The 21,495-nt window shown below is 70.5% G+C and carries 18 protein-coding genes; 12 read left to right on the forward strand and 6 right to left on the reverse strand.

Annotation, left to right across the window (positions count from 1 at the left end):
- Window positions 1-27: 27 nt before the first annotated feature.
- Complete coding sequence (wecB, locus tag V5E28_RS30430) at window positions 28-1,158, reverse strand: non-hydrolyzing UDP-N-acetylglucosamine 2-epimerase (RefSeq protein ID WP_336211977.1); 1,131 nt, start codon at window positions 1,156-1,158, stop codon at window positions 28-30.
- A 197-nt stretch (window positions 1,159-1,355) separates the two neighbouring features.
- Between wecB and V5E28_RS30435 the strand changes: the two genes are divergently transcribed.
- The 6 genes from V5E28_RS30435 (at window position 1,356) to hisC (ending at window position 9,035) form a co-directional block, all read left to right on the forward strand.
- Window positions 1,356-2,900, forward strand: a complete 1,545-nt coding sequence (locus tag V5E28_RS30435) for a glycosyltransferase family 4 protein (RefSeq protein ID WP_336211979.1) — start codon at window positions 1,356-1,358, stop codon at window positions 2,898-2,900.
- A 130-nt stretch (window positions 2,901-3,030) separates the two neighbouring features.
- Window positions 3,031-4,278, forward strand: a complete 1,248-nt coding sequence (locus V5E28_RS30440; RefSeq protein ID WP_336211980.1) for a nucleotide sugar dehydrogenase — start codon at window positions 3,031-3,033, stop codon at window positions 4,276-4,278.
- Between the two features lie 19 nt (window positions 4,279-4,297).
- The gene (locus tag V5E28_RS30445) at window positions 4,298-5,386 is read left to right on the forward strand and encodes a glycosyltransferase (RefSeq protein WP_336211981.1); all 1,089 of its coding nucleotides are present in this window, start codon (window positions 4,298-4,300) and stop codon (window positions 5,384-5,386) included.
- Between the two features lie 43 nt (window positions 5,387-5,429).
- Window positions 5,430-7,217, forward strand: coding sequence for a DUF4434 domain-containing protein (locus tag V5E28_RS30450; protein ID WP_336211982.1), 1,788 nt, complete (start codon window positions 5,430-5,432; stop codon window positions 7,215-7,217).
- Window positions 7,218-7,259: 42 nt separating this feature from the next.
- Window positions 7,260-7,925: an NUDIX hydrolase gene (locus tag V5E28_RS30455; RefSeq protein ID WP_336211983.1), complete on the forward strand. Its 666-nt coding sequence runs from the start codon at window positions 7,260-7,262 to the stop codon at window positions 7,923-7,925.
- A 51-nt stretch (window positions 7,926-7,976) separates the two neighbouring features.
- Window positions 7,977-9,035 (forward strand): histidinol-phosphate transaminase, encoded by a 1,059-nt coding sequence (gene hisC / locus V5E28_RS30460; protein ID WP_336211985.1) that lies wholly within the window; start codon window positions 7,977-7,979, stop codon window positions 9,033-9,035.
- Between the two features lie 6 nt (window positions 9,036-9,041).
- Here hisC and V5E28_RS30465 read toward each other — a convergent pair whose 3' ends face one another.
- The 3 genes from V5E28_RS30465 to V5E28_RS30475 are packed head-to-tail and all read right to left on the reverse strand — an operon-like array spanning window position 9,042 to window position 12,296.
- Window positions 9,042-10,574: a hypothetical protein gene (locus V5E28_RS30465; RefSeq protein ID WP_336211987.1), complete on the reverse strand. Its 1,533-nt coding sequence runs from the start codon at window positions 10,572-10,574 to the stop codon at window positions 9,042-9,044.
- A gap of 22 nt (window positions 10,575-10,596) precedes the next feature.
- The gene (locus V5E28_RS30470) at window positions 10,597-11,412 is read right to left on the reverse strand and encodes a carbohydrate ABC transporter permease (protein WP_336211989.1); all 816 of its coding nucleotides are present in this window, start codon (window positions 11,410-11,412) and stop codon (window positions 10,597-10,599) included.
- A complete protein-coding gene (locus V5E28_RS30475; RefSeq protein WP_336211990.1) occupies window positions 11,409-12,296 on the reverse strand; it encodes a carbohydrate ABC transporter permease in 888 nt (295 codons plus the stop codon). The genes V5E28_RS30470 and V5E28_RS30475 overlap by 4 nt, the downstream gene beginning before the upstream one ends.
- 178 nt (window positions 12,297-12,474) lie before the next feature.
- Between V5E28_RS30475 and V5E28_RS30480 the strand changes: the two genes are divergently transcribed.
- The 6 genes from V5E28_RS30480 to V5E28_RS30505 are packed head-to-tail and all read left to right on the forward strand — an operon-like array spanning window position 12,475 to window position 19,313.
- Window positions 12,475-13,758 carry an ABC transporter substrate-binding protein gene (locus tag V5E28_RS30480; RefSeq protein ID WP_336211992.1) on the forward strand — a complete coding sequence of 428 codons (1,284 nt, stop codon included), beginning with the start codon at window positions 12,475-12,477 and terminating at the stop codon, window positions 13,756-13,758.
- A complete protein-coding gene (locus V5E28_RS30485; protein WP_336211993.1) occupies window positions 13,742-14,743 on the forward strand; it encodes a Gfo/Idh/MocA family protein in 1,002 nt (333 codons plus the stop codon). Before V5E28_RS30480 ends, V5E28_RS30485 begins: the two co-directional genes overlap by 17 nt.
- The gene (locus V5E28_RS30490) at window positions 14,740-16,449 is read left to right on the forward strand and encodes a heparinase II/III family protein (RefSeq protein WP_336211995.1); all 1,710 of its coding nucleotides are present in this window, start codon (window positions 14,740-14,742) and stop codon (window positions 16,447-16,449) included. Before V5E28_RS30485 ends, V5E28_RS30490 begins: the two co-directional genes overlap by 4 nt.
- Window positions 16,442-17,203, forward strand: coding sequence for an amidohydrolase family protein (locus V5E28_RS30495; RefSeq protein WP_336211996.1), 762 nt, complete (start codon window positions 16,442-16,444; stop codon window positions 17,201-17,203). Before V5E28_RS30490 ends, V5E28_RS30495 begins: the two co-directional genes overlap by 8 nt.
- Window positions 17,200-18,000, forward strand: coding sequence for an amidohydrolase family protein (locus V5E28_RS30500; RefSeq protein WP_336211997.1), 801 nt, complete (start codon window positions 17,200-17,202; stop codon window positions 17,998-18,000). The genes V5E28_RS30495 and V5E28_RS30500 overlap by 4 nt, the downstream gene beginning before the upstream one ends.
- Window positions 18,001-18,002: 2 nt before the next feature.
- A complete protein-coding gene (locus tag V5E28_RS30505; RefSeq protein ID WP_336211998.1) occupies window positions 18,003-19,313 on the forward strand; it encodes a transcriptional regulator in 1,311 nt (436 codons plus the stop codon).
- A 31-nt stretch (window positions 19,314-19,344) separates the two neighbouring features.
- Here the strand turns inward: V5E28_RS30505 and V5E28_RS30510 are convergent, their stop codons facing one another.
- Entirely contained in the window at window positions 19,345-20,073 is a 729-nt protein-coding gene (locus V5E28_RS30510) for an SIS domain-containing protein (protein WP_336212000.1), read from the reverse strand.
- Window positions 20,070-21,467, reverse strand: coding sequence for a hypothetical protein (locus V5E28_RS30515; RefSeq protein ID WP_336212001.1), 1,398 nt, complete (start codon window positions 21,465-21,467; stop codon window positions 20,070-20,072). The genes V5E28_RS30510 and V5E28_RS30515 overlap by 4 nt, the downstream gene beginning before the upstream one ends.
- Window positions 21,468-21,495 lie beyond the last annotated feature (28 nt).

A 21,495-nucleotide genomic window follows, 5' to 3' on the forward strand; every position in this document is an offset into this window, starting at 1 on the left:
ACGGCGGAAGCCGTACGAAATGGGGCGTTATTCGGAACGTGCACCCTGCGCGGCAGGCGAGAGGTTGTCCCCCTTGAGCCAGGCCGAGATCACCCGGGCGATGCGCGGTCCGGCGGCGCCGTCCCAGAGCGGCGGCAGCGCCCCGGAGGGCGTCACCGCCCCGTCGGCCAGCGCCTTCTCCGCCGCGGCGGGCAGCAGCGCGGGCGTGACCAGCCGGTTCGTGCCGTGCGTGATCGTGATCGGGCGCTCGGTGTTGGGCCGCACGGTCAGGCACGGCACGCCCAGCATGGTCGTCTCCTCCTGCACCCCACCCGAGTCGGTGACGACCAGGGCGGCCCCGCGCACGAGTGAGAGGAAGTCCACATAGCCCAGCGGGTCCACGACCCGGACCGACGGGCCGTCCACGAGTCCCGCCTCGGCGAGCCGGGTGCGGCCGCGCGGGTGGATCGGCACCACGAGCTGGACCTGCCGCGACACTTCCAGCACCGCCGAGACCAGCTCGTGCGCGGCCTCGGGGGTGTCGACGTTCGCGGGGCGGTGCAGCGTCGCGACGGCGTAGCGGTCCGGCAGGCCCAGCCGTGCCACCACCGGCGCGGGGTCGAGCGAAGGCAGCGCCGAGAACAGGCTGTCGATCATGGGATTGCCGACCAGGTGCACCTTCGAGGCGGGCACGCCCTCGGCCGCCAGGTGCGACAGCGCGTCAGGGGAGGTGGCGAAGAGCAGGTCGGACAGGGAGTCGGTGACGATCCTGTTGACCTCCTCCGGCATGTCGCGGTCGAAGGAGCGCAGCCCCGCCTCCACGTGCGCGGTCTTGATGCCCAGCTTGGCGCAGACGAGGATGGCGGCCAGTGTGGAGTTCACGTCGCCGTAGACCACCACGAGGTCGGGGTCCTGCTCCAGGACGACCTCCTCCAGGCCGACGAGCAGGGCCGCCGTCTGCTTGGCGTGGGTGCCCGAGCCGACCGCCAGGTTCGCCACCGGCTCCGGGAGGCCCAGGTCGGCGAAGAAGACGTCCGACATCAGCGCGTCGTAGTGCTGACCGGTGTGGATGATGCCCTGCCGCACGCCGAGCTCGCCGAGTGCTCGCACCACCGGGGCCGCTTTCACGAAATTGGGACGGGCGCCCAGAACGTGCAGGACCAGGGGGTTCTCCCTCATTGACCTCGCCTTTCATAGCGGAAGGGAAAAAACGCTGCCTATGGTACGGTCACCGCGTGGCATCCGACGCCAGTCGTCAAGACTCCTCAAAAGTTTCCGCTGGGGTTTCCGCGAAGTCTGCCCGTGCCGGCGTCGGTGGACTTCTCAGGGGTTTCATCCAGCATCCGATCATCGTCTCCCGCGTCGTCGCGACGAAGGTGAGAGCCGATCCAGTCCGGGTCGCCCAGGCGGCGGCCGACGCCATGCCGCCCCGTCTGCGCCCGATCGTCGGCAAGGTGGCCTGGCCCGCCGCGCGCCAGGCCCGGCTCGTCGTGCGCAAGCTCGGCATGCGCATGATCAGGGCGCCGTGGAACGAGGCCAAGGAGCACTGGGACACCGGCCGGGTCAGCCTGGCCGCCGAGGTGCTCGAACCGTTCGTCAAATACCCGTTCGTCAAGCGCAGGGCCGCCTACTACCGCGGTGAGCTGGCCGCGATCAGCCCCGACCCGATCCCGCCGGCGCCCAAGGTGGCCATCCTGGAGCGGGTGGCGGGCCGGGTGGTGCACCTGGTCACCAACGCGCTGCCCTACACCCAGGCCGGCTACACGGTCAGGACCCACCGCATCGTCACGGCCCAGCAGGCCGCCGGTCTCGATCCGCACGTGGTGACCAGCTGGGGCTGGCCCATGCTCCAGGGCCATGCCGACGCGCCCCCGTACGAGGAGCTGGAGGGGATCCCCTACTACCGGCTGCTTCCCGACGGGCACGGCGAGGTGCCGTTCGAGATGCACGGCCGCATGGTCAAGGGCGCGGACGCCGTCACCAAGCTCGTCACGCAGTTGCGGCCGCAGGTGCTGCACGCGGCCACCGACCACCGCAACGGCTCGGTGGCGCACGCCGTGCGCGACCGGACGGGCACCCCGTTCGTCTACGAGGTGCGCGGCTTCCTGGAGGAGACCTGGGCCTCGCGTGACCCGGTCCGCATCGGCAGCCAGCGGCACGTGCTCCAGCGCGAGCGCGAGGCGTTCCTGATGAACGAGGCGGACGCGGTCGTCACGCTGGCCGAGACGATGGCCACGGAGATCGTCGAGCGGGGCGTGCCCCGGGAGAAGATCCACCTCGCTCCCAACGCGGTCGACGACTCGCTGCTGACCGCCCACTACGACGGCGCGTCGTTCAGGCGGGAGATGGGCATCGGCGACAAGGAGATCGTCGTCGGTTCGGTGTCCAGCCTGGTCGCCTACGAAGGGTTCGCGACGCTGCTGCGGGCCGCGGCGCTGCTGCGCGACGAGGGCAGGCCGGTGCGGGTGCTGCTCGTGGGCGACGGCACCGAGCGCGACAAGCTGCTGGAGCTGGTGGAGGAGCTGGCACTGTCCTCGGCGATCCTGCCGGGCAGGGTCGGGCCTGAGGAGGCTCTGCAGGCCCAGGACGCCATCGACATCTTCGTCTGCCCCCGCGACGACCTGCGGGTGACCCGGCTGGTCACGCCGCTGAAGCCGGTCGAGGCGATGGCGCTGGGCAAGCCCGTCGTGCTCAGCGACCTGCCGGCGCTGTCCGAGCTGGTCGGCTCCGACGGCGCGGGCCTGCTCGTGCCACCGGGCGATCCGGCCGAGCTGGCCAAGGCCCTCGCCGGGCTCAGCGAGGATCCCGCCAGGCGGGCCGAGATGGGCGAGGCAGGGCGCGCGGAGGTCGCGGCCAAGCGAACCTGGAGCCGCGTTGCTGAAACTTACCGAACCGTCTACCGAACGCTTGCCGAGTCATGACCTTCAGATTGCCTGTCTGTTCTGACGGGTTCGGTCGCATTAGGCGTGAGCTAGGTGGACTTGAGATAACCTTTGCGACCATGAAGTGTTGTTTCCGGCTCTCCAGGGCACTGCTGTGACAGAAATCGACTTGGCTGTCATCGGTCTGGGCTACGTCGGCATGCCGCTCGCCAAGGAGGCGGTGGCCGCCGGTCTGCGGGTCGTCGGCGTGGACGTCGACCCCCGCAAGGTCGACGCGCTCAGCGCCGGGCAGTCCTACATCGATGACCTGACCGACGCCGACCTCGAGCACATGCTGGCCAACGGCTTCAGCGCCACGCTCGACGAGTCGGTGCTGGCAAGAAGCAACACGATCGTCATCTGCGTGCCCACCCCGTTGGACGAGGACCACCGCCCGGACCTGTCCTCCGTCGAGGGCGCGACCGGGACCGTCGCACGCAACCTGACCAAGGGCACGCTGGTCGTGCTGGAGTCCACCACGTGGCCCGGCACCACCGACGAGGTGGCCCGCCCGCTGCTCGAGGCCTCGGGCCTGGTCGCGGGGGTGGACTTCCACCTGGCCTTCTCGCCCGAGCGGATCGACCCGGGCAACCCCAAGTACGGCCTGCGCAACACACCCAAGGTCGTCGGCGGCTTCACACCCGGCTGCCGTGACCGGGCGACCGCCTTCTACGGGCAGTTCATCGAGCAGGTCGTGCCCGTCAGCGGCACCCGCGAGGCCGAGATGGCCAAGCTGCTGGAGAACACCTACAGGCACGTCAACATCGCCCTCGTCAACGAGATGGCGATCTTCTGTGACGAGCTCGGCATCGACCTGTGGGAGTCGATCGAGGCCGCGGCGACCAAGCCGTTCGGCTTCCACAAGTTCCTGCCGGGACCGGGCGTCGGCGGGCACTGCATCCCCGTCGATCCGTCCTACCTGTCCTACACGGTCCGCAAGCTCGGATACCCGTTCAGGTTCGTGGAGCTGGCGCAGGAGATCAACGAGCGGATGCCGTCCTACGTGGTGGCCCGCGTCCAGCGTCTGCTCAACAGGTATAAGAAGCCCGTGAACGGCGCCAAGGTGGTTATGCTCGGCGTCACCTACAAGCCGGACATCGCCGACGAGCGCGAGACCCCCGCCCTGCCGGTGGCGCGTGCGCTGCTGGAGCTGGGCGCCGAGCTCTCGTTCGCGGACCCGTATGTCAAGGAGTGGTCGGTTGACGGCACCCCTGTGCCGCGTGAGGAAGACCTGGCCGAGGCCGTGACCGGTGCCGACGTGACGCTGCTGTTGCAACAGCACGCCGCGTTCGACCTCGGCATGGTCGAGGCGAAAGCCAAGCTCGTGCTCGACACCCGCGGTGTTCTCACCGAGGGTGAACGCGTCGAGCGGCTGTAGCGACGGAGGGCTGCGCGCAGTGCACGTGCTCGTCATGACGGTGGTGCATAACCCCGAGGACGCGAGAATTCTGCATAGGCAGATCCGCGCCCTCGTGGATGCCGGTCATGAGGTCACGTACGCCGCTTCCTTCACCGCCCACGGCGTGGTGCCGAGGCCGTGGGTGACCGGCGTCGACCTCCCCCGGGCCGCCCAGCGTAAGCGGGTCGCCGCCGTATGGGCGGCGCGCAAGCTGTTCAAGCGGATGCGCGGCAAGGTCGACCTGGTGCTCATCCACGACCCCGAGCTGCTGTTCGCCGTCTGGGGAGTGCGCAACCGGCCGCCCGTCGTGTGGGACGTGCACGAGGACACCCCGGCGACGCTCTCGCTCAAGCCGTGGCTGCCGTCGCTGCTGCGCCCGCCCGTGCGCTTCCTGGCCCGGATGCTGGAGAGCACCGCCGAGAACCACCTGAACCTGCTGCTGGCCGAGACGGCCTACGCGGGCCGGTTCAAGCACGCCCACCTCATCGTGCCGAACGAGACGTGGGTGCCCGACGCCGTGACGCCGCCGGGCGACGACCGCGTGGTCTACCTCGGCTGGCTGTCGCGGGCCCGAGGAGTGCTGGAGGCCGTCGAGGTGGCCAAGCTGCTGCAGCCGTACCGGGTCGCGGTGGAGCTGATCGGCTATGCCGACCCGCAGAGCCGCCCGGTGCTCAACCAGGCGGTCGCCGACGGACTGCTGGAATGGCGCGACTTCATGCCGAACGACGAGGCGCTCAAGCGGCTCGACGGCGCGCTGGCGGGCCTGTCGCTGCTGCACGACGAGCCCAACTACCGGCACTCGATGCCCACGAAGATCGTCGAGTACATGGCGCACGGCATCCCGGTCATCACCACCCCGTCCCCCCGGGCGGTGGAGCTGGTGGAGCGGTACGAGAGCGGCGTCGTGGTGCCCTGGGAGGACCCCAAGGCCGTGGCGCAGGCCGTACTGACCCTGAGGGACGACGTGCGCGAACGGCGGGCGCAGGGCGCGCGTGGCTACACGGCGGCCCGCACGAACCACCACTGGCCCAACTCGGCCAAGCGGTTCGTGTCCCAGCTCGAATCGTGGGCCGGTGTCAAGCGGTAGCGGTTCGTCTCCGGCAGATCACTAGGGCGGTAGGTTCCTGAACGTGCGCTGGCTCTTCTTACTTCTGGGCGCAGTGATCCTGGCCGCGGTGGCCGCAGTGATCATCGTGATGCCCGAGAACGAACCCGTCAGGACGGCCACTCGCGACCCGAAGCCCACCCCTGTCCACACCGACCCCACCCCGATGGTGAGCGAGTTCAGCGACGACTGTGGAACGTTCGAGACCAAGGAGAAGGCCCCCTACGCCGTCACCGGCTACTGGATCACTCCCAAGTCGAACCCCTGCACCTGGCGCCGGCAGCTCGAGGAGATCCACAACGTCGGCGGCGACACCGTCATCAGGATCGGCTACGGCCTGCAGTTCCGCTTCGTCGACGGCGACGGCCGGGTCAAGTCCAAGGACGGCGACCTCGACCCGCTCTACAAGGACTGCGTGGAGGACGGACTGTCCTGCCATGCCGCCGCCGAGCGCGACCTGAAGGCGGCCAACCCGGACAACCGCATCGGGCGGACGTACGTCTACCGAACCGACGAGTCGTTCGGCGAGAACCTCTTCCGATGCGCCCCGATGGAACGGTCGATTCCCGTCGGCAAGCGCCTCTACTTCCGCGTCCTCGCGCCCCCGGACGGCTCCGACGACGCGACGTGCGACTTCACCAAGGGCAGGACGTACGACCTGATCCTGATCGCGGGTGCGCCCGAGGACAGCCTCACCCAGCTGCTCGACCTGGGCGACCAGTTCGGCGTGCAGGTCTTCCCCGCGCTGCCGCTGGCGCCGCGCGACCCGAAGACGCCGACCAGGGCCAATCCGAAGCACATCGGCACCCTCACCACGCTGACGCGGCGCATCCTGCAGGACTACGGCGTGCGCTTCGCGGAAAGGCAGTCGCTCGGCGGCGTCTACCAGCCGTTCGAGGTGCAGATGAGCGCCACCCTGGCCGACAACCCCACCCTGGAGGTCTACGCCGGCCAGCACGAGATCGTCGATCAGGAGCTGCCGGACAAGCCCATCCTCATCAGCCCCTACCTGGACGCCCGCAAGCGGGTCGCCTTCGGCCAGACCCCCGCCCAGGTGGCCGAGGCGTTCAAGGCGCTGGCCAGGACCGGGGTCGGCATCATCGCGCCGCAGGACAGCCGGGGCACCGGGAAGGTGGGGCTCTACTGGCCCGACCAGCGCGACGACGAGGTGGACGAGCGGCTGCGCCCGGTCGTCGGCGAGACCACCTACGGCACCGCCTACCACGGCTCCACCCGCGACTACTACCGCGAGATGGCCGCCGCCCGCGAGGAGATGCTCCAGGACAACTACCAGGTGCAGCTCTGGGCCAACGTGGAGGCCTTCGAGCCGTCCGGCGACAAGCCGTGCGCCCCGCAGGGCACCCGCGGAAAGACCGACAAGCAGCGCCTGGACCAGGCCGTCACCATGGCGGGCCGGTACGTGCAGAAGATCGTCTCCTACATGTGGAGCGACTTCATGACCTGTGGCTCGCCGTCGCTGGAAACCGAGATCACCCAGGACTGGCAGCGCCCGATCGCGGTGGACGCGATCAGGCGCTCCCGCGAGCCGCAGGACGGGCTGGAGGTGCGCGGTTACAACCTCAAGGACGGCACCGTCACCGTCGAGTGGTCGGGCGGCAGCGTGGACCTCTCGGTGTCCGCGGTGGGCTGGCTGGACGAGGATCCGCTGGAGGAGCTGCCCGAGCACATGCAGACCGCCTGGGTGCCGTTCGACTGGAGCCAGGTGACGCAGGGCGAATGGGTCAGGGTGCGGGTGAAGATCCCCTCGGGCCAGTCGACGACCGAGCCGCTGCACGTCCGCATCATGACGTGATTGGGGCCGGATGCTCCAGTGACAACGTGTAACGTGCCTGCCATGGTCCCGAGCATCCCGGTCAGCGTCGACCTGGTCGTGCTCACCGTGCGCAGTCACGCCCTGAGCGCGCTCGTGTGGCGCCGCGACAACCCGCCGTTCCTGCGGCGCTGGTCGCTGCCGGGTGGCTTCATCCAGCTCGACGAGGACCTTCCGGCCGCGGCGCACCGCATCCTCGCCGAGCGGGCGGGCCTGCCCGGCGCACCCGTCCATCTGGAGCAGCTCCAGACCTACGGCTACCCCGACCGCGACCCCCGCCAGCGCGTGCTCAGCGTCGCCTACCTCGGCCTCGCCCCCGACCTGCCCGCCTCGGAGAAGGCCCACATGAGCTGGCAGCCGGTCGACGCGCTCACGGCCATGGCCTTCGACCACCGCCGCATCATGCTCGACGGCGTCGAGCGCGCCAGGGCCAAGCTCGAATACACCTCGCTCGGGGCCGCGTTCTGCCCTCCGGGGTTCACGGTGGCGGACCTGCGCCGGGTGTACGAGATCGTCTGGGGGCGCGTCCTGGACCCGCGCAACTTCCATCGCAAGGTCACCAAGGCCGAGGGCTTCCTGGTGGAGACGGGCGCTTCCACGACGAGAGACGGCGGCCGCCCGGCCAAGCTCTACCGCCGCGGCCCCGCCGAGCTCCTCCACCCGCCGATGCTCCGCTCCCTCAAGGAGTGACGTGCCGCCCCTCGGGCCGGCCCGCAGTTCGGGCTGGCCTAAGGTATGGCCATGCCTCGTTTCCGCTCGATCCTGGACACGATGCCCGCCTACAAGCCGGGCAAGGCCGTGGTGACCCCCGACGGCCGGTCGTACAAGCTCTCCTCCAACGAGTCGCCCTACGATCCGCTGCCGTCGGTTGTGGAGGCGATCGCGGAGGGGGCGCGGCAGGTCAACCGCTATCCCGACCCGGGCGCGATCAAGCTGACCGAGGCCGTCGCCGAGCGGTTCGGGGTGCCGGCCGAGCACATCGCGCTCGGTGCCGGCTCCGTCACCGTGGCTCAGCAGCTCTTCGAGACCGTCGGTGAGCCGGGCGCCGAGGTGATCTACGCGTGGCGGTCGTTCGAGGCCTACCCGCTGCTGGCCGACCTGTCCGGGGTCGAGTCCGTGCGGGTGCCGCTGGCGGGCGAGGACCATGACCTGGACGCCATGGCGGCCGCGATCACGCCCCGGACGCGCATGATCTTCGTGTGCAACCCCAACAACCCGACCGGCACCGCCATCCGTGAGCGGGAGCTGGTGGGATTCCTCGACCGGGTGCCCGAGGACGTGCTGGTCGTGCTGGACGAGGCCTACCGCGAGTATGTGCGCGACGAGGACGTGCCCGACGGCCTCACCCTCTATCGCGACCGGCCCAACGTGTGCGTGCTGCGTACCTTCTCCAAGGCGTACGGCCTGGCGGGGCTGCGCGTGGGGTATGTGATCGGGCACGAGCCGGTCGCCGCGGCCGTGCGTAAGACGATCATCCCGTTCGCGGTCAACCATCTCGCCCAGATCGCCGCGATCGCCTCGCTCAAGGCGGAGGACGAGCTGCTCGAACGGGTCGACACCGTGGTCAAGGAGCGCACCCGCGTGCGCGAGACGCTCATCGCGCAGGGCTGGACGGTGCCGCCCACCGAGGCGAACTTCGTCTGGCTCAGGCTCGGTGAGCGCACCATGGACTTCGCCGCGGCGTGCGCGGTCGAGGGCGTGGCAGTGCGGCCGTTCGAGGGCGAAGGGGCCCGGGTGTCCATCGGCGACCCGGAGGCCAACGACGCCTTCCTGGCCGCCGCGGCCTCCTTCGCCGAATAGCGCCGGCTACCTGACCCGGCGGGCCCCCCAGTTGAGGTAGGCCACGCCGGCGATGTGCGAGCCCTGGCTGGGCACCAGCGCGCGGGCTTCGTAGATGGACAGGGCGTGGTCCAGCACCGCCGGATCCCACGGCGCCACGGCCATCCAGCGCGGCGCCTGGAGATACTGGCCCGCCGCCGCGAGGCCACCGGTCCCGTCGACGCGCAGGAACGTGGTCGGCACGCCGCCGGGCTCGGTGGTGGCCATGTTCTTGCTGTAGGTCCTGGCGAACCTGGCCATGTCGGCGCCCTTGAAGCCGAGCTTGTGGCGGAAGGCGAGCGCCGCGAACTCCACGTCGATCGCGCCGTGGCTGAGGTCCTCGATCTGCTTGGCCCCATTGCCCGACGGGGTGAACTCGGAGATTCCGTCGGCGGCGGTGAAACCGTTGTAGGTCGCGCCGAACGACGGCCAGTACGCCCAGGTGTAGGCGTCGTTCGCGTTCGTCTTGAGCTCGCGGGCGAAGGTGCGGGCCATCCGCCGCGTCCGGTCGGCGTAGACCGGGTCGCCGGTGGCGGCGGCGATCTCGGCATAGGTCAGCCCGAGCGCGAGGAACTGGTTGGTGGGCATCTCGGTGCCGTCGTAACCGAGCGGGGTGCCCTTGACCCAGGAGAGGTACCCGCCGCCGTCGTCGGTCTGCCGCCATTCACGGTCGTGCACGGCGGCGGCGGCCTTGACGGCGGCGAGATACTCCACGGCCTTGGCGCGGTAGCGCGGGTTGGCGCGGAGCTTGGGCGTGCTCAGCACGATCCGGGCGAACGACGCGATCGGGTAGGTGATCATGCCGGTGTGCACGGCGAAGAGCACGGGCTGTGAGACGAGCGGGTTCGCGCCCTGGGCGGGCACGGTGGTGCCCGACGGGTCGAGGTCGCGCGCGGTGACCTGGGTGGGGGTGGGGTAGGCGGCGAGGATCTTGGTCACGGCGTAGTCGGGCGAGGCCGGGTCCATGGACAGGTCGGTGAAGGTGGCGGCGGCGCCGGTCCTGCTGGTCTTCACCTCTAACGTGAAGCGGTCCTCGGCGCTGCCGGCCAGCACGGTGGCGGTGGTCAGGTCGGCGTAGGACAGTGCGCTGCGCACTTCCAGCACCGGCTTGCCGGTCGAATCCTTCAGCGCGACGAGGCCCACGGTGTAGGGGTGCATGGCCCGCCACGCGGGCAGCGACTCCCCGCGGTAGTCGGCCACGCCGCGCTCGGAGTCGCGGTTGCCCAGCACGAGGTCGATATTGGTGATGAGCCGGTCCAGATAGTAGGTGTCCCGATACGCCTCGTACATCCGGATGAAGCCGGCCAGCACGTACGACTGGCCCCAGGCCAGCCCGCCGTGCTCGTTGTTGTCGGTCGGCTGCCCCACGGCGCCGCTGGCGTGGAAGTCACGGTCGAACTGGTCGAACGTCTCCCGTGCCGTGTAGTCGTAGCCCGCGGCGGCGTGCGCCGACGGAATGTGAACGGTACTCAGGACGCCCGCTGCGAGCGCGCCGAGGCCGAACTGCCTGCGTGTCAACATCGATCCATCACCTCCGGCGGCGTCAGCCCTTGACCGCGCCGCGCATGCCTTCGAGTACGTGCCGTTGCATGATCATGAAAACGACGACGACCGGGATGATCGAGATGATCGTCCCGGCTGCCAGGCTGCGAACATCTGTGCCGGTGATTCCGGCGAGGTAGGCGATCCCCAGCGCGATCGGGTACTTCGCGGAGTCCTTCAGCACGACCAGCGGCCAGATGAAGCTGTTCCAGACCGAGATGAAGCCGAAGATGCCGAGGATCGCCAGGGTGGGACGGGCGGCGGGGAGCATCACGTGCCAGAAGATCCGCAGCTCGTGGCAGCCGTCCGTGCGGGCGGCGTCCACGACCTCGCGTGGCACGCCCGCGAAGGTCTGCCGGAGCAGGAAGACCCCGAAGGCCGAGAGCACCCCCGGCAGGATCACCCCCGCGAAGGTGTCGGCCATCCCGAGCTGGGAGACCACGAGGAACCTGGGAATGAGCATGACCTCGCCCGGCAGGAACATCGTGGACAGGATGGCGAAGAAGATGAGGTTCTTGCCGCGGAAGTTCATCAGGGCGAGCGGGTAGGCGCACAGTGCCGACACGATCATGTACAGCGGCACTGTCACGCCGACGTAGATCACCGAATTGAGCAGGTAGGTAGGGAACGGGATGGCGGTCCAGGCCTCGATCACCCAGGTGAGGACCGGCGGCCTGGGGATGATGTCGGGCGGGAAGGAAAAGACCGCCTGGCCGGCGGGCTTCAGCCCCGCGGAGAGCAGGATCAGGAAGGGGCCGACGAAGGCCAGGGCGATCGCCGTCAGCAGGATGTACATCCCCGCACGCCGCAGCCTCATGGCATGACCGTCCGTCCCCGGGTGAGCCGGTAGTTGAGAATGGCCATGGCGATCATGAGCACCCAGAGCACCAGCCCCATGGCGCTGGCGTAGCCCATCTCGTAGTGCTCGAACGCCGCCGACCAGATGTAGTAGCCGAGCGTGAGGGTGGCGTCCTGGGGGCCGCCCTTGGTCATCACGTAGATGGACGTGAAGGCCTGCATGGCGTCGAGCATCTCCATCGTCACCGCGACCGCGATGTACGGGACCATCAGCGGCACCGTGATGTGCCGGAGCCGGTGCCAGGCGGTGGCGCCGTCGACCTTGGCGGCCTCGTACAGGTTGGTGGGGATGGTCTGGAGGCCGGCGAGGTAGATCATCATGTAGAAGCCCATGCTCTTCCAGCCCTCGACCAGGACGAGCGCGGGCAGCGCCCAGAACGGGTCGAGGAGATACTGGATGGGCTGGTCGAGCAGCCCGGCCCCGGTGAGCAGCCAGTTGAGCACGCCCTGCTGGTGGAAGACGTACTCCCAGGCGACGCCGACGGCGACCATGGAGGTCACGACCGGTAGGTAGTAGAGCATCCTGAAGGTCCTGATGCCGGGCAGCTTCTGGTTGACCAGTACGGCCAGCAGCAACGGCACGACCACCAGCAGCGGGAACATGCCCACCAGGAACAGCAGCGAGTTGACCATGGCGGTCCAGAATCTGCCGTCTCCGAGGATCCTGGTGAAGTTCTCCACGCCGACGAAGACCGGTGGCGACACCACGTCGTATTCGAGGAACGACAGCTGGACCGCGGTGAACGCCGGCCAGGCGAAGAACACGCCGAACAGGGCGAGAGCTGGTACCGCGAACAAGTAGGGCGTGTACCACCGCTGTCCGGGGAGCCGGCCGGCGGCCATCGCATCACATCCTTACTGCCGTCCTAAGCATTAATAAAGGCTGGCCAGAATTTGACGCAGCGTATAGTCGGCCGATCGAGACGGTCAAGACCTCGACTCTTGACGCACCGCCATCAGCCTGACATTGTGCCGAAAGCGGGGATAACGGACGGCCATATCTTGCAGGAGGCTCGCGAAGATGAACAGAAGTGCCTTAGCGGTAGGCGCACTCGCGCTGTCCCTCTTCACCACCGGCTGCGTCGCCGGCACCTCGACCCAGACGGCCGCCGCACCCGCGGACGACCAGCCCTTCGAGGGTGAGGTCGAGTTCTGGACGATCAACCTCAAGAAGAACTACAGCGACTACATCACCGGCCTGATCGGCCAGTACCAGAAGGAACACCCCAAGGTCACCGTCAAGTGGGTGGACGTCCCCGGCGCGGAGAGCGCGACCAAGCTGCTCGCCGCCGTGGCCAGCGGTGACGTGCCCGACGCGGTCAACGTCAGCTCGGTCGAACTCGGCAGGTTCGTCCCGTCGCTGGAGCCGCTCGACGCCTACTTCGGCCAGGCCGAGCTGGCCGACTTCCAGCCCAATCTGGTCGAGCCGCTGCGGATGGACGGCAAGCTCTACGCCGTGCCCTGGTACAACGGCGGGGCTCCGGTGGCCATGTACCGCAAGTCGGTGGTCAGCAAGGCCGGCTTCGACGAGAAGGCCCCGCCCACCTCCTTCGCCGAGGCGCTCGCGCTGGCCGACAAGGTCTACGACAAAACCAAGGTCAACGGCACCAACGCCATCTCCGACCACACCACGCTGCGCTACCACGGCATCTCCCTGCTGTCGGAGGACAAGAAGAAGGCGGCGTTCAACACGCCGGAGGCCATCGCGGTCCTGGAGACGTTCAAGAAGAGCTACGACAGCCACGGCATCGCACCCGGCGCCATCTCCAAGGACATCCGCAACCTGCCGCAGTCCCTCGAGAACGGCCAGGTGGCCTTCAAGCCCATGGGCAACGCCGCCGAGCTGCTCAACATCCAGAAGAACGCCCCGGACGTCTACAAGGACCTCGCCGTCACCGAGCCGGTGAAGATGAGCTCCGGCAACTATCTGCTCCTGGCCCAGCAGGCCTTCTCCATCCCCAAGGCCTCCCAGCACAAGAAGGCCGCCGCCGAGTTCATCAAGTTCTTCACCAACGGCGTCAACCAGCTCGCCTTCTGCAAGATCGTGCCGATCTACCCCTCCACGGTCTCCTCCACCAAGGACCCCTTCTTCGCCGAGGCCGCCGGCGACGACCCGATGGCCGTCGCCCGCCAGGTGATCGTGAAGGGGCTGCCCAAGCTGGAGTACAGCCCGCTCGGCACGAACAAGGACGCCGAGCTCGCCGAATACCTGAACGAAGAGGTCCGGGCCTTCCTCCAGGGCTCCAAGAGCGCCAAGGAGGCGCTCGACACCGCCGAGAAGCGATGGAATGACGCACTTGCCTAGACTCCGCATCGGGATCGTCGGCGCCGGCCTGATGGGCCGCGGTCACGCCGAGGTCTTCGCCGCCCATCCCCAGACCGAGATCACCGCCGTCGCCCGCCGGCCGCTCGACCAGGCGCCGGAGGCGACCGTCTACCCCGGCTACCAGGAGCTGCTCGACTCCGGGACCGTCGACGCGATCTCCATCACCACGCCCGACCACCTGCACGCCGACGTCATGGTGGCCGCGGCGCGGGCGGGCGTGCACATCCTGGTCGAGAAGCCGTTCACCACCACGGTGGCCGACGCCGACCGGTCCGTCGCCGCGATCCGCGAGGCGGGCGTGGTGGCGATGTGCCTGTTCAACCACCGCTGGGTGCCCGCCTACGCGCAGGCCAAGGACCAGATGCGCCTGGTCGGCGAGCCGGTCGTGGGCTACGCGCGCAAGGACGACACGATCTACGTGCCCACCGAGATGATCAACTGGGCCGACCAGACGACCTGCGCCTGGTTCCTGTCCAGCCACGACATCGACCTGATGACCTGGCTGTACGACGACGAGGTGGTCGAGGTGTTCGCCACGGCCCGCTACGGGAAACTGCGCGGCCGGGGCATCGACACCCCGGACGCCATGCAGATCCAGGCGAGGTTCGGCCGCGGCGCGGTCGCCACCTTCGAGTCGGCCTGGATCTACCCCAACACCTTCCCGACCATGGTCGACAGCTACGTCACGGTCGCAGGCGAGACGGGCGTCATCCAGCTCGACCGGCAGAAGGAGAACATCCAGCTCGCCACCGAGGACGGCTACACCTACCCGAGGAACATGCTGCAGCGGGTCGTGCACGGCGTGCCGGCCGGGGCCTACCGCGACGCCATCCACCACTTCGTGGACTGCGCGCTCACCGGCGCCGAGCCGCTGATCACCGTGGAGAGCTCCCGGCACGTGACAGCCGTGCTCGCGGCGGCGCACGAGTCGGCCCGGACGGGACAGCCGGTGAAGCTCTCATGACGTTCGTGGAGAAGCCGCCGCATGCCGACCCGGTGCGGATGCGGCACATCACCGACGAGGCGCTGCTCGAAGAGCTCGGCGCGGACGGCGTCGCGCAGGCCAGGCCGTGGCGGCGGCGGGCGCCGGTGTGGCCGGAGCCGCAGCCGCAGGACGTGGCGGAGGCCGACCGGCTCATCGGCATCGAGGTGGACTTCCTCGACAAGGGCCACGGTCGTTCCAGGCTGTACGGCTTCCACTACCTGAGATGGATGATGCCGCTGGTCTCCGCCTACGCGCAGACCGGCGATCCGCGCTACGCCCGCGAGTGGGACCGGCTCTTCCGCCAGTGGTACGCCGGCCGCGACCAGGTCGAAGGCGACTGGCCGGGGCTCGACGTGGTCTGGTACTCCCTCGGGGTGGCCTCCCGCTCGATGCACGTCAGCCGCGCGCTGGCCGTCTTCGCCACCGAGCCCGCGATCAGCGACGAGTGCTGGCTGCAGATGATGAAGACCATCCTCGGCGGAGCCCGCTGGGCGGCCGAGGAGCACGACGAGTTCAGGCACGGCAACTGGCAGTTCGCCACCGCCTGCGAGCTGCTGCACCTGGCGCGCGTGTTCGCCGACTTCCCGGAGTCCGGGCAGTGGGCGGAGGTGGCCAGGGCCCGCATCCTGGAGCACCTGGAGCGGGACGTGCGCGACGACGGCGGCCACCACGAGCGCTCGCCCGGCTATCACGGCATGTGCCTGGGCGGCGTCCAGCGGGCCGCGTCCGTCGATCCCGACCTGATCGGGCACCCGCGCTTCCGGGCCATGCACGACTGGCTCGCCTCGCTGACCACCTCGGGCGGCTGGGTCCCGCACCTGCAGGACAGCGGCGTGGTCTGGCCCGCCGAGATGCTGCGGACCGGGGAGCGGCTGCTGGGCGAGCCGGTGCGGCCCGTCGAGGGCTCGCACCTCCTGGAGTCCAGCGCGTACGCGATCTTCCGTGCCGGCGACCTGCACACCGTGATCAACTACGGTCCGTACATCGGCCACGAGCTGGAGCCGCACAGCCACCACGCGGCGCTCGACTTCGTGCTGTCCGGCTGGGGCGTGCCGCTGGCCTGGGAGGCGGGCGGCCCGCCGTCCTACGACGACCCCGGCTACTACGACTGGTATCAGGCGACGAGGGGCCACAACACCCTGCTGGTGCCCGGCGAGGACTACATCGAGGACCGCAAGGCCGCCCTCGACCTGTTCCACGCCGGCGAGCACGTGGACGCCTTCGCCGGCCACCACCACGGCTACCGGGCCAGGCACGACCGCAGGATCGTCTTCGTCCGGAGCGAGCCGTCCTACTGGCTGGTCACCGACGAGATCGACGCGGAGGCGATCTGGCTGCTGCACGGGACGTCGCCGTGGATCCAGCACGGTGACGGCTACGCGAGCAGCCGGGGCCCGGGACTCCTCGTGGTGCCCACCGAGCCGCCGGACGACGTCGTCCTCGGCACCGGCCCGGCCAGGATCCCCGACCAGGCCACCGCCACCGCCGCGTACGGCGAGATCCACTCGCTGGGGCTGCGCCGGCGGGACGGCCGGTTCGCCGTCGCCCTCTTCCCGTTCGAAGAGCGGCCGCCCGAGGTCCGGGTGAGCGGCTCGGAGATCCGGGTGGACGGGGTGACCGACACGTTCTCGGCCCACGGCTGGGCGCGTGACGGGCTCGCCGAGCGCTGGGGCGGCGATGAGTGAGGGCCGCCCGGTCCTGATCGACGCGGATGTCATGCTCGGCCGCCACCCACGCCGCGACGTGGGTGGCGGCACCGTGACGGAGCTGCTCGCCGCCATGGACCACGTGGGCGTCGCCGAGGCCGTGGTCGGCAACATGACGTCCTGGCTGCACGACCCCGAGCGGGGCAACCGCGAGCTGCTCGGCCTGCTCGCCGGACAACCCAGGCTCAGCCCCTGCTGGGTGATGCTGCCCGACACGTGCGGGGAGAGCGGCACCGCGGCCGGCTTCGCCGACGCCGCGGTCCAGGCCGGCGTGGTCGCCGTGCGCGCCTTCCCGCGCGAGCACGGCTACGACCTCGATGGCCCCGACGCGGCCGCGGTGCTCGACGCCGTCGAGTCCGTACGGCTGCCGCTCCTCGTCGACGCCGGCCAGACCACCTGGCAGGCGGTGGAGGCGCTCGCCACGGCCCACCCGAGCCTGCGGATCGTCGTGGGCGGCGTGGGCTACCGGATGCTGCGGCAGATCGCCGGCGTCCTGGACAGGACCGACAACGTGAGCGTCGGGCTGGCCGACCTGTCCTCGCACCGCGGCCTGGAGTGGCTGGCCGGCCGGTTCGGCGCGGGCAGGCTCGTCTTCGGCACCGGCGCGCCCTACCGCGACCCCGCCGAGGCGGTCACCCGGCTGCTGTGGTCGGAGCTGGCGGAGGGCGAGGTCGCGGCCATCGGCGCGGGCAATCTGCGCCGGCTGCTCAGAAGAGAGGCCAGGGCGGCATGAACGAGCTGACGACGGCCCTGTGGGCGCGCCGCCCGCAGCAGGCGACGAGGATCGTCGACGCGCACGCCCATGCCGGGCCGTACAGCGTGTTCTTCATCCCGGACCCGGGGCCGGCGGGGATGATCGAGGTGATGGACCGGTGCGGCGTCGCGCACGCCGTGCTCTCCAGCCACCTGGCGATCCAGCTCGACGCCGCCAAGGGCAACGCCGCCACCGCGGAGATCGTCGATCGGGCGCCGGACAGGTTCACCGGCTACCTGACGGTCAACCCGTGGCAGGACCCGGTCGCCGAGCTCGACCGATGGGGCGAAGACCCGCGCTTCGGCGGCATCAAGCTCCACCCCGACCTGCACGACTACCCGCTGACCGGTGCCCGCTACGCCCCGGTCTGGGAGTACGCGGAGCTCACCGGGCGTCCCGTGCTCACCCACACCTTCAGCGGCTCGCCGTACAACGACCTGTCGACGGTCGACGAGGTCGCCGGCAGGCACCCTCGGGCGACGATCCTGGCGGGGCACTCGGGGGTGACGCCGCTGGGCATCGACGAGTCGATCGAGGTGGCCGAGCGGCACGAGCGGGTGATCCTGGAGGTGTGCGGCTCGTACAACACGGGCGCGGACATCGCCAGGATGGTCCGCCGGCTCGGCTCGCACCGGGTGGTGTACGGATCGGACTTTCCGTTCATCGATCTACGTATGTCGCTGGGGCGGATACTGTTCTCAGACCTCAGCGACGACGACCGGGCGGCGGTGCTCGGGGGCACGATCACCGCACTGCTAGGGAGAACAGGGGCATAGACGTGGACCGGCTGCGATCCAAGATCGCGATTGGTGTGGTGGGACCGCACGATCTGGTCGAGCAGATCGTGCACATCGGCGCGAGCATGCCGTCGGCCGCGTCGTTCAGGCTGGTCGGCGCCCCGCACGCCGGTGAGCACGAGACGCGCGAGAAACTCGCCAAGATAGCGGGCAGCATCGACGCGGTCCTGTTCACCGGGCCGCTCCAGCACGACCTGGCCACGCAGTCGGGCGAGCTGCCCGTGCCCGCCACGTTCGTGCCGGTGAGCGGGGCCGGGCTCTACTCCAGCCTGCTGCGCGGCGTGCTGTCCCAGGGGATCGACCCGGCGAGGGTGAGCATCGACTCGATCGCCAGGGCCGACGTGGCCGAGGCCTACGAGGAGATCGGCGTGCCCATGGACGGGGTGCACGTCTCCGAATACCGCCAGCCCGACTCCGTGCGCGACTTCGTCGGCTTCCACGAGCGGCTCTTCCGCGAGGGCGCCACCACGGGAGCGCTGACCACCGTCAGGACCGTGGCCGGCAAGCTGGAGGCGGCCAAGGTGCCGGTGCTGCGGATGATGCCCACCACGCACACGCTGCGGCTGGCCATCAACACCGCGACGCTGCTGGGCACGGGCAGCCGCCTGGAGGAGTCGCAGATCGCCATCGTGCTCGTCGAGCTCGCGGCGGCGGCCCGGCCCACCCACTCGGGACCGGGCAACTACTGGCAGCAGGAGCTGAAGCTGTCGCTGCACCGGTCGCTGCTCGCCGAGGCCCGGGTGATGGGCGCGACGGTCGTTCCGCGCGAGGAGAACAGCTACGTGATCACCGCGACCGTCGGGGCGCTCTCGCAGGCCACCGACGGGTTCCGGGTCGCGCCGTTCGCCGACAGGGTACGGGCGGACCTCGGAGTGGTCGTCGAGGTGGGCATCGGGCTCGGCAACACCGCCCGCGACGCCGACGCCCACGCCCTGATCGCCGTCGAGCGGGCGCGTGGCACCGACGCCGCGGCCGCCTTCCTGGTCGCCGGCGACGGCAGCGCGACCTCCCTGCCGCTCCGGCAGCGGCGCAGGGGGGAGCAGGCGGACGAGCCGGCGGCCGACTCCAAGGCGGTCAAGGTGCTCGACCGGCTCGTCCAGCGGCTCGGCGACAATCCGGAAGCGATGGTCGTCGACGCCGAGATCGTGGCTGAGGTGCTCGGCGTCGCGCCGCGCAGCGCCCGCCGCGTGCTGCAGAACCTCGTCGAGGAGGGGCTCGCCTGGGCCCTGCCACCGGTCAAGTCAGCCCAGGCGGGCCGGCCCCGCCAGCCGTACCGGCTGGTGTCGCGCTAGCGAGACCGGACGCGCGCACCCTGCCGGCCGGTCAGGCGTCGCCCAGGCGGACGCGGGTGCCGTACCTGTCGAGCAGAGTGGCGTTGTGCGCGTCGCCACCGGGGGTGTTGGCCGATCGGAAGACCGGGGGAGGCTCGCCGGCGGCGAGGAATCGCCCGGCCACCTCGGCGACCAGCAGCTGGGCGATCAGGATGCCGGTGAGGTTGGAGACGGGGCAGATGGCCGCACCGCCGGGCAGTTCCACGGCCGCGTCGCCGTACGGCGCGCCGTTGTCGATGACCACCCCGGCCAGGTCGGCCAGCTTCGGGCCGGACACCCGTGAGGTGTGCGCGACCGAGGTGATCGCGACCAGCGGGTGACCGTTGTCCACGGCGAGCCTGGCGAGCTCCACCACGGCGGCGTTGCCCCCCGAGTTGGAGATGACCACGAAGGCGTCCTCGGGGCGGATGTCGGCCAGCTCCCAGATGCGCGCGGCCAGCCCGGGCTCCCGCTCGATCTTGGGGTCGAGGATGTCGCGCGCGGCCGCCTCGCCGTAGTAGACCAGGTCGCGGATGCCGAGCTGGTTGGCGGGCACCAGCCCGCCGGCGCGGCCCACCAGCTCCAGCGCCACCGATCTGGAATGGCCGGTGCCGAACGCCTGGATCACGCCCCCGGCGCGCAGCGCCTCGTAGAGCACCGCTCCGGCGCGGGTGACCGCGTCACGCTCCTCGCTGAGAACCCTGTCAACGGCCGCCCGTGCGACCTCCGTGTACGCGTTCATGCTTCCTTCCGATCGAGCTCGTGGAGCAGGTCCCCGGCCGTCCGCGCGACCAGCTCGGCGGCGCCGCGCGCCACCTGAGCGGCGAGCACCTCGTACTCGGCCCTGGCGTAGGCGTCGGCGGTCGGCAGGTAGCCCGGATAGCCGTTGACGTATCCGAGAACCAGCGTGGGCTCGGGGCGGGTCTGGCGGATCAGGTCGCGCACCCCGAGGAACGGCTCCCCGGGCAGCCCGGCGAGGGCGAAGCCGCCGAGCCGGACCGCGCCCACCTCCACGCTGAGGGCGTCGTCCGCCGGGGGGCGGCCGGTGGGTGCGGCGGTGCCCGGTGGCGCCTGTCCGGTCGGTTCGGTGGCGTCCTCCGGCGGTCGCGGCCAACCTGCCGCGGGGCGCACCTCTCGCTGACCGGCGAGCACGCGGGCGCCGTCGAGCCGGCTTCGGGCCATGCGGGCGGCGACCGGGTCGTTTCCGGCGACCGCCTCGGCGTGCGCCGCGCGCAGCTCGGCGACGAGCTCGGCGGGGTCGCGGGTGGCGGCCTCACGGGCGAGCCGGAGCCGTCTGGCCGCCCAGGCGATCTCGGCGCGGTCAGGCCGGCCGTCGAGTGTCTTCTCGCCGTCGTCGGCCACCGGCGGTTCCGTGCGGTGGCAGGCCTCGTCCGTGCCCAGGATCTCCATGCAGCGGTCCGCCGCGAGGGAGCCCAGCCGGGCAAGCTCGGGCGCGTCCGCGCCTCGCCTGGTGTGGCGGGTGCTGATGTCGCCCGCCGCGCCGGTGGCGACCACCACCCAGACGTCCGGGCCCAGCCGGGCCCGCAGCGCCGTGCGCACCGCCCCGGCCAGGTCCGCGCTGACCAGGAGGTTGGCGGCGGGCAGGACCGTGGGATGCACGGGGAGCACCACCAGGACCCCGGCCAGGGCGCCCGTGGCGTCCCGGACGGCCAGCACGTCCAGCGGGACCGCGGGCTCGGCCGACGGCCGGCTGCGGTCGGCGCCGACGTCGCGCAGCTCCCCGTGCCGAGCCCGGCCGGAGGCGGGCCGCTCGGCGGCGACCGCCTGGAGCACGGCGTCGCGCGTCGCCTCGGTGACCAGGTCACGCCACGGTTGCGGCGTCGGCGCGCCGCCGGGCACGCAGCCCGTCTCCGGCCCCGCGTGCGTGTGCGTGGCCGCCAGCCAGAGCTGGCCCGCCTCGGGGATAGAGGATCTCGCCTGCGCGGCGAGATCCTCGTTCACGCAGATGACGTCGGCCACCGCCAGCGTGAAGCGCCGGCGGCCGTCGTTCCAGGTGATCGCGGCCACTTCCAGGGCGTCGAGCACGCCGGTGGACGGGCCGGGGCGGTCGATGTAGCCGCCCAGCGGGGTATCGGCGGGGACGCTCATGGTCGCGGCGCCGTGGCCGATCCTCATCGGACCACCACAGGTGCTGAGAGAGGCA

Source organism: Nonomuraea sp. LPB2021202275-12-8, assembly GCF_037044575.1.
In the GTDB taxonomy this organism is placed as follows: Bacteria; Actinomycetota; Actinomycetes; order Streptosporangiales; family Streptosporangiaceae; genus Nonomuraea.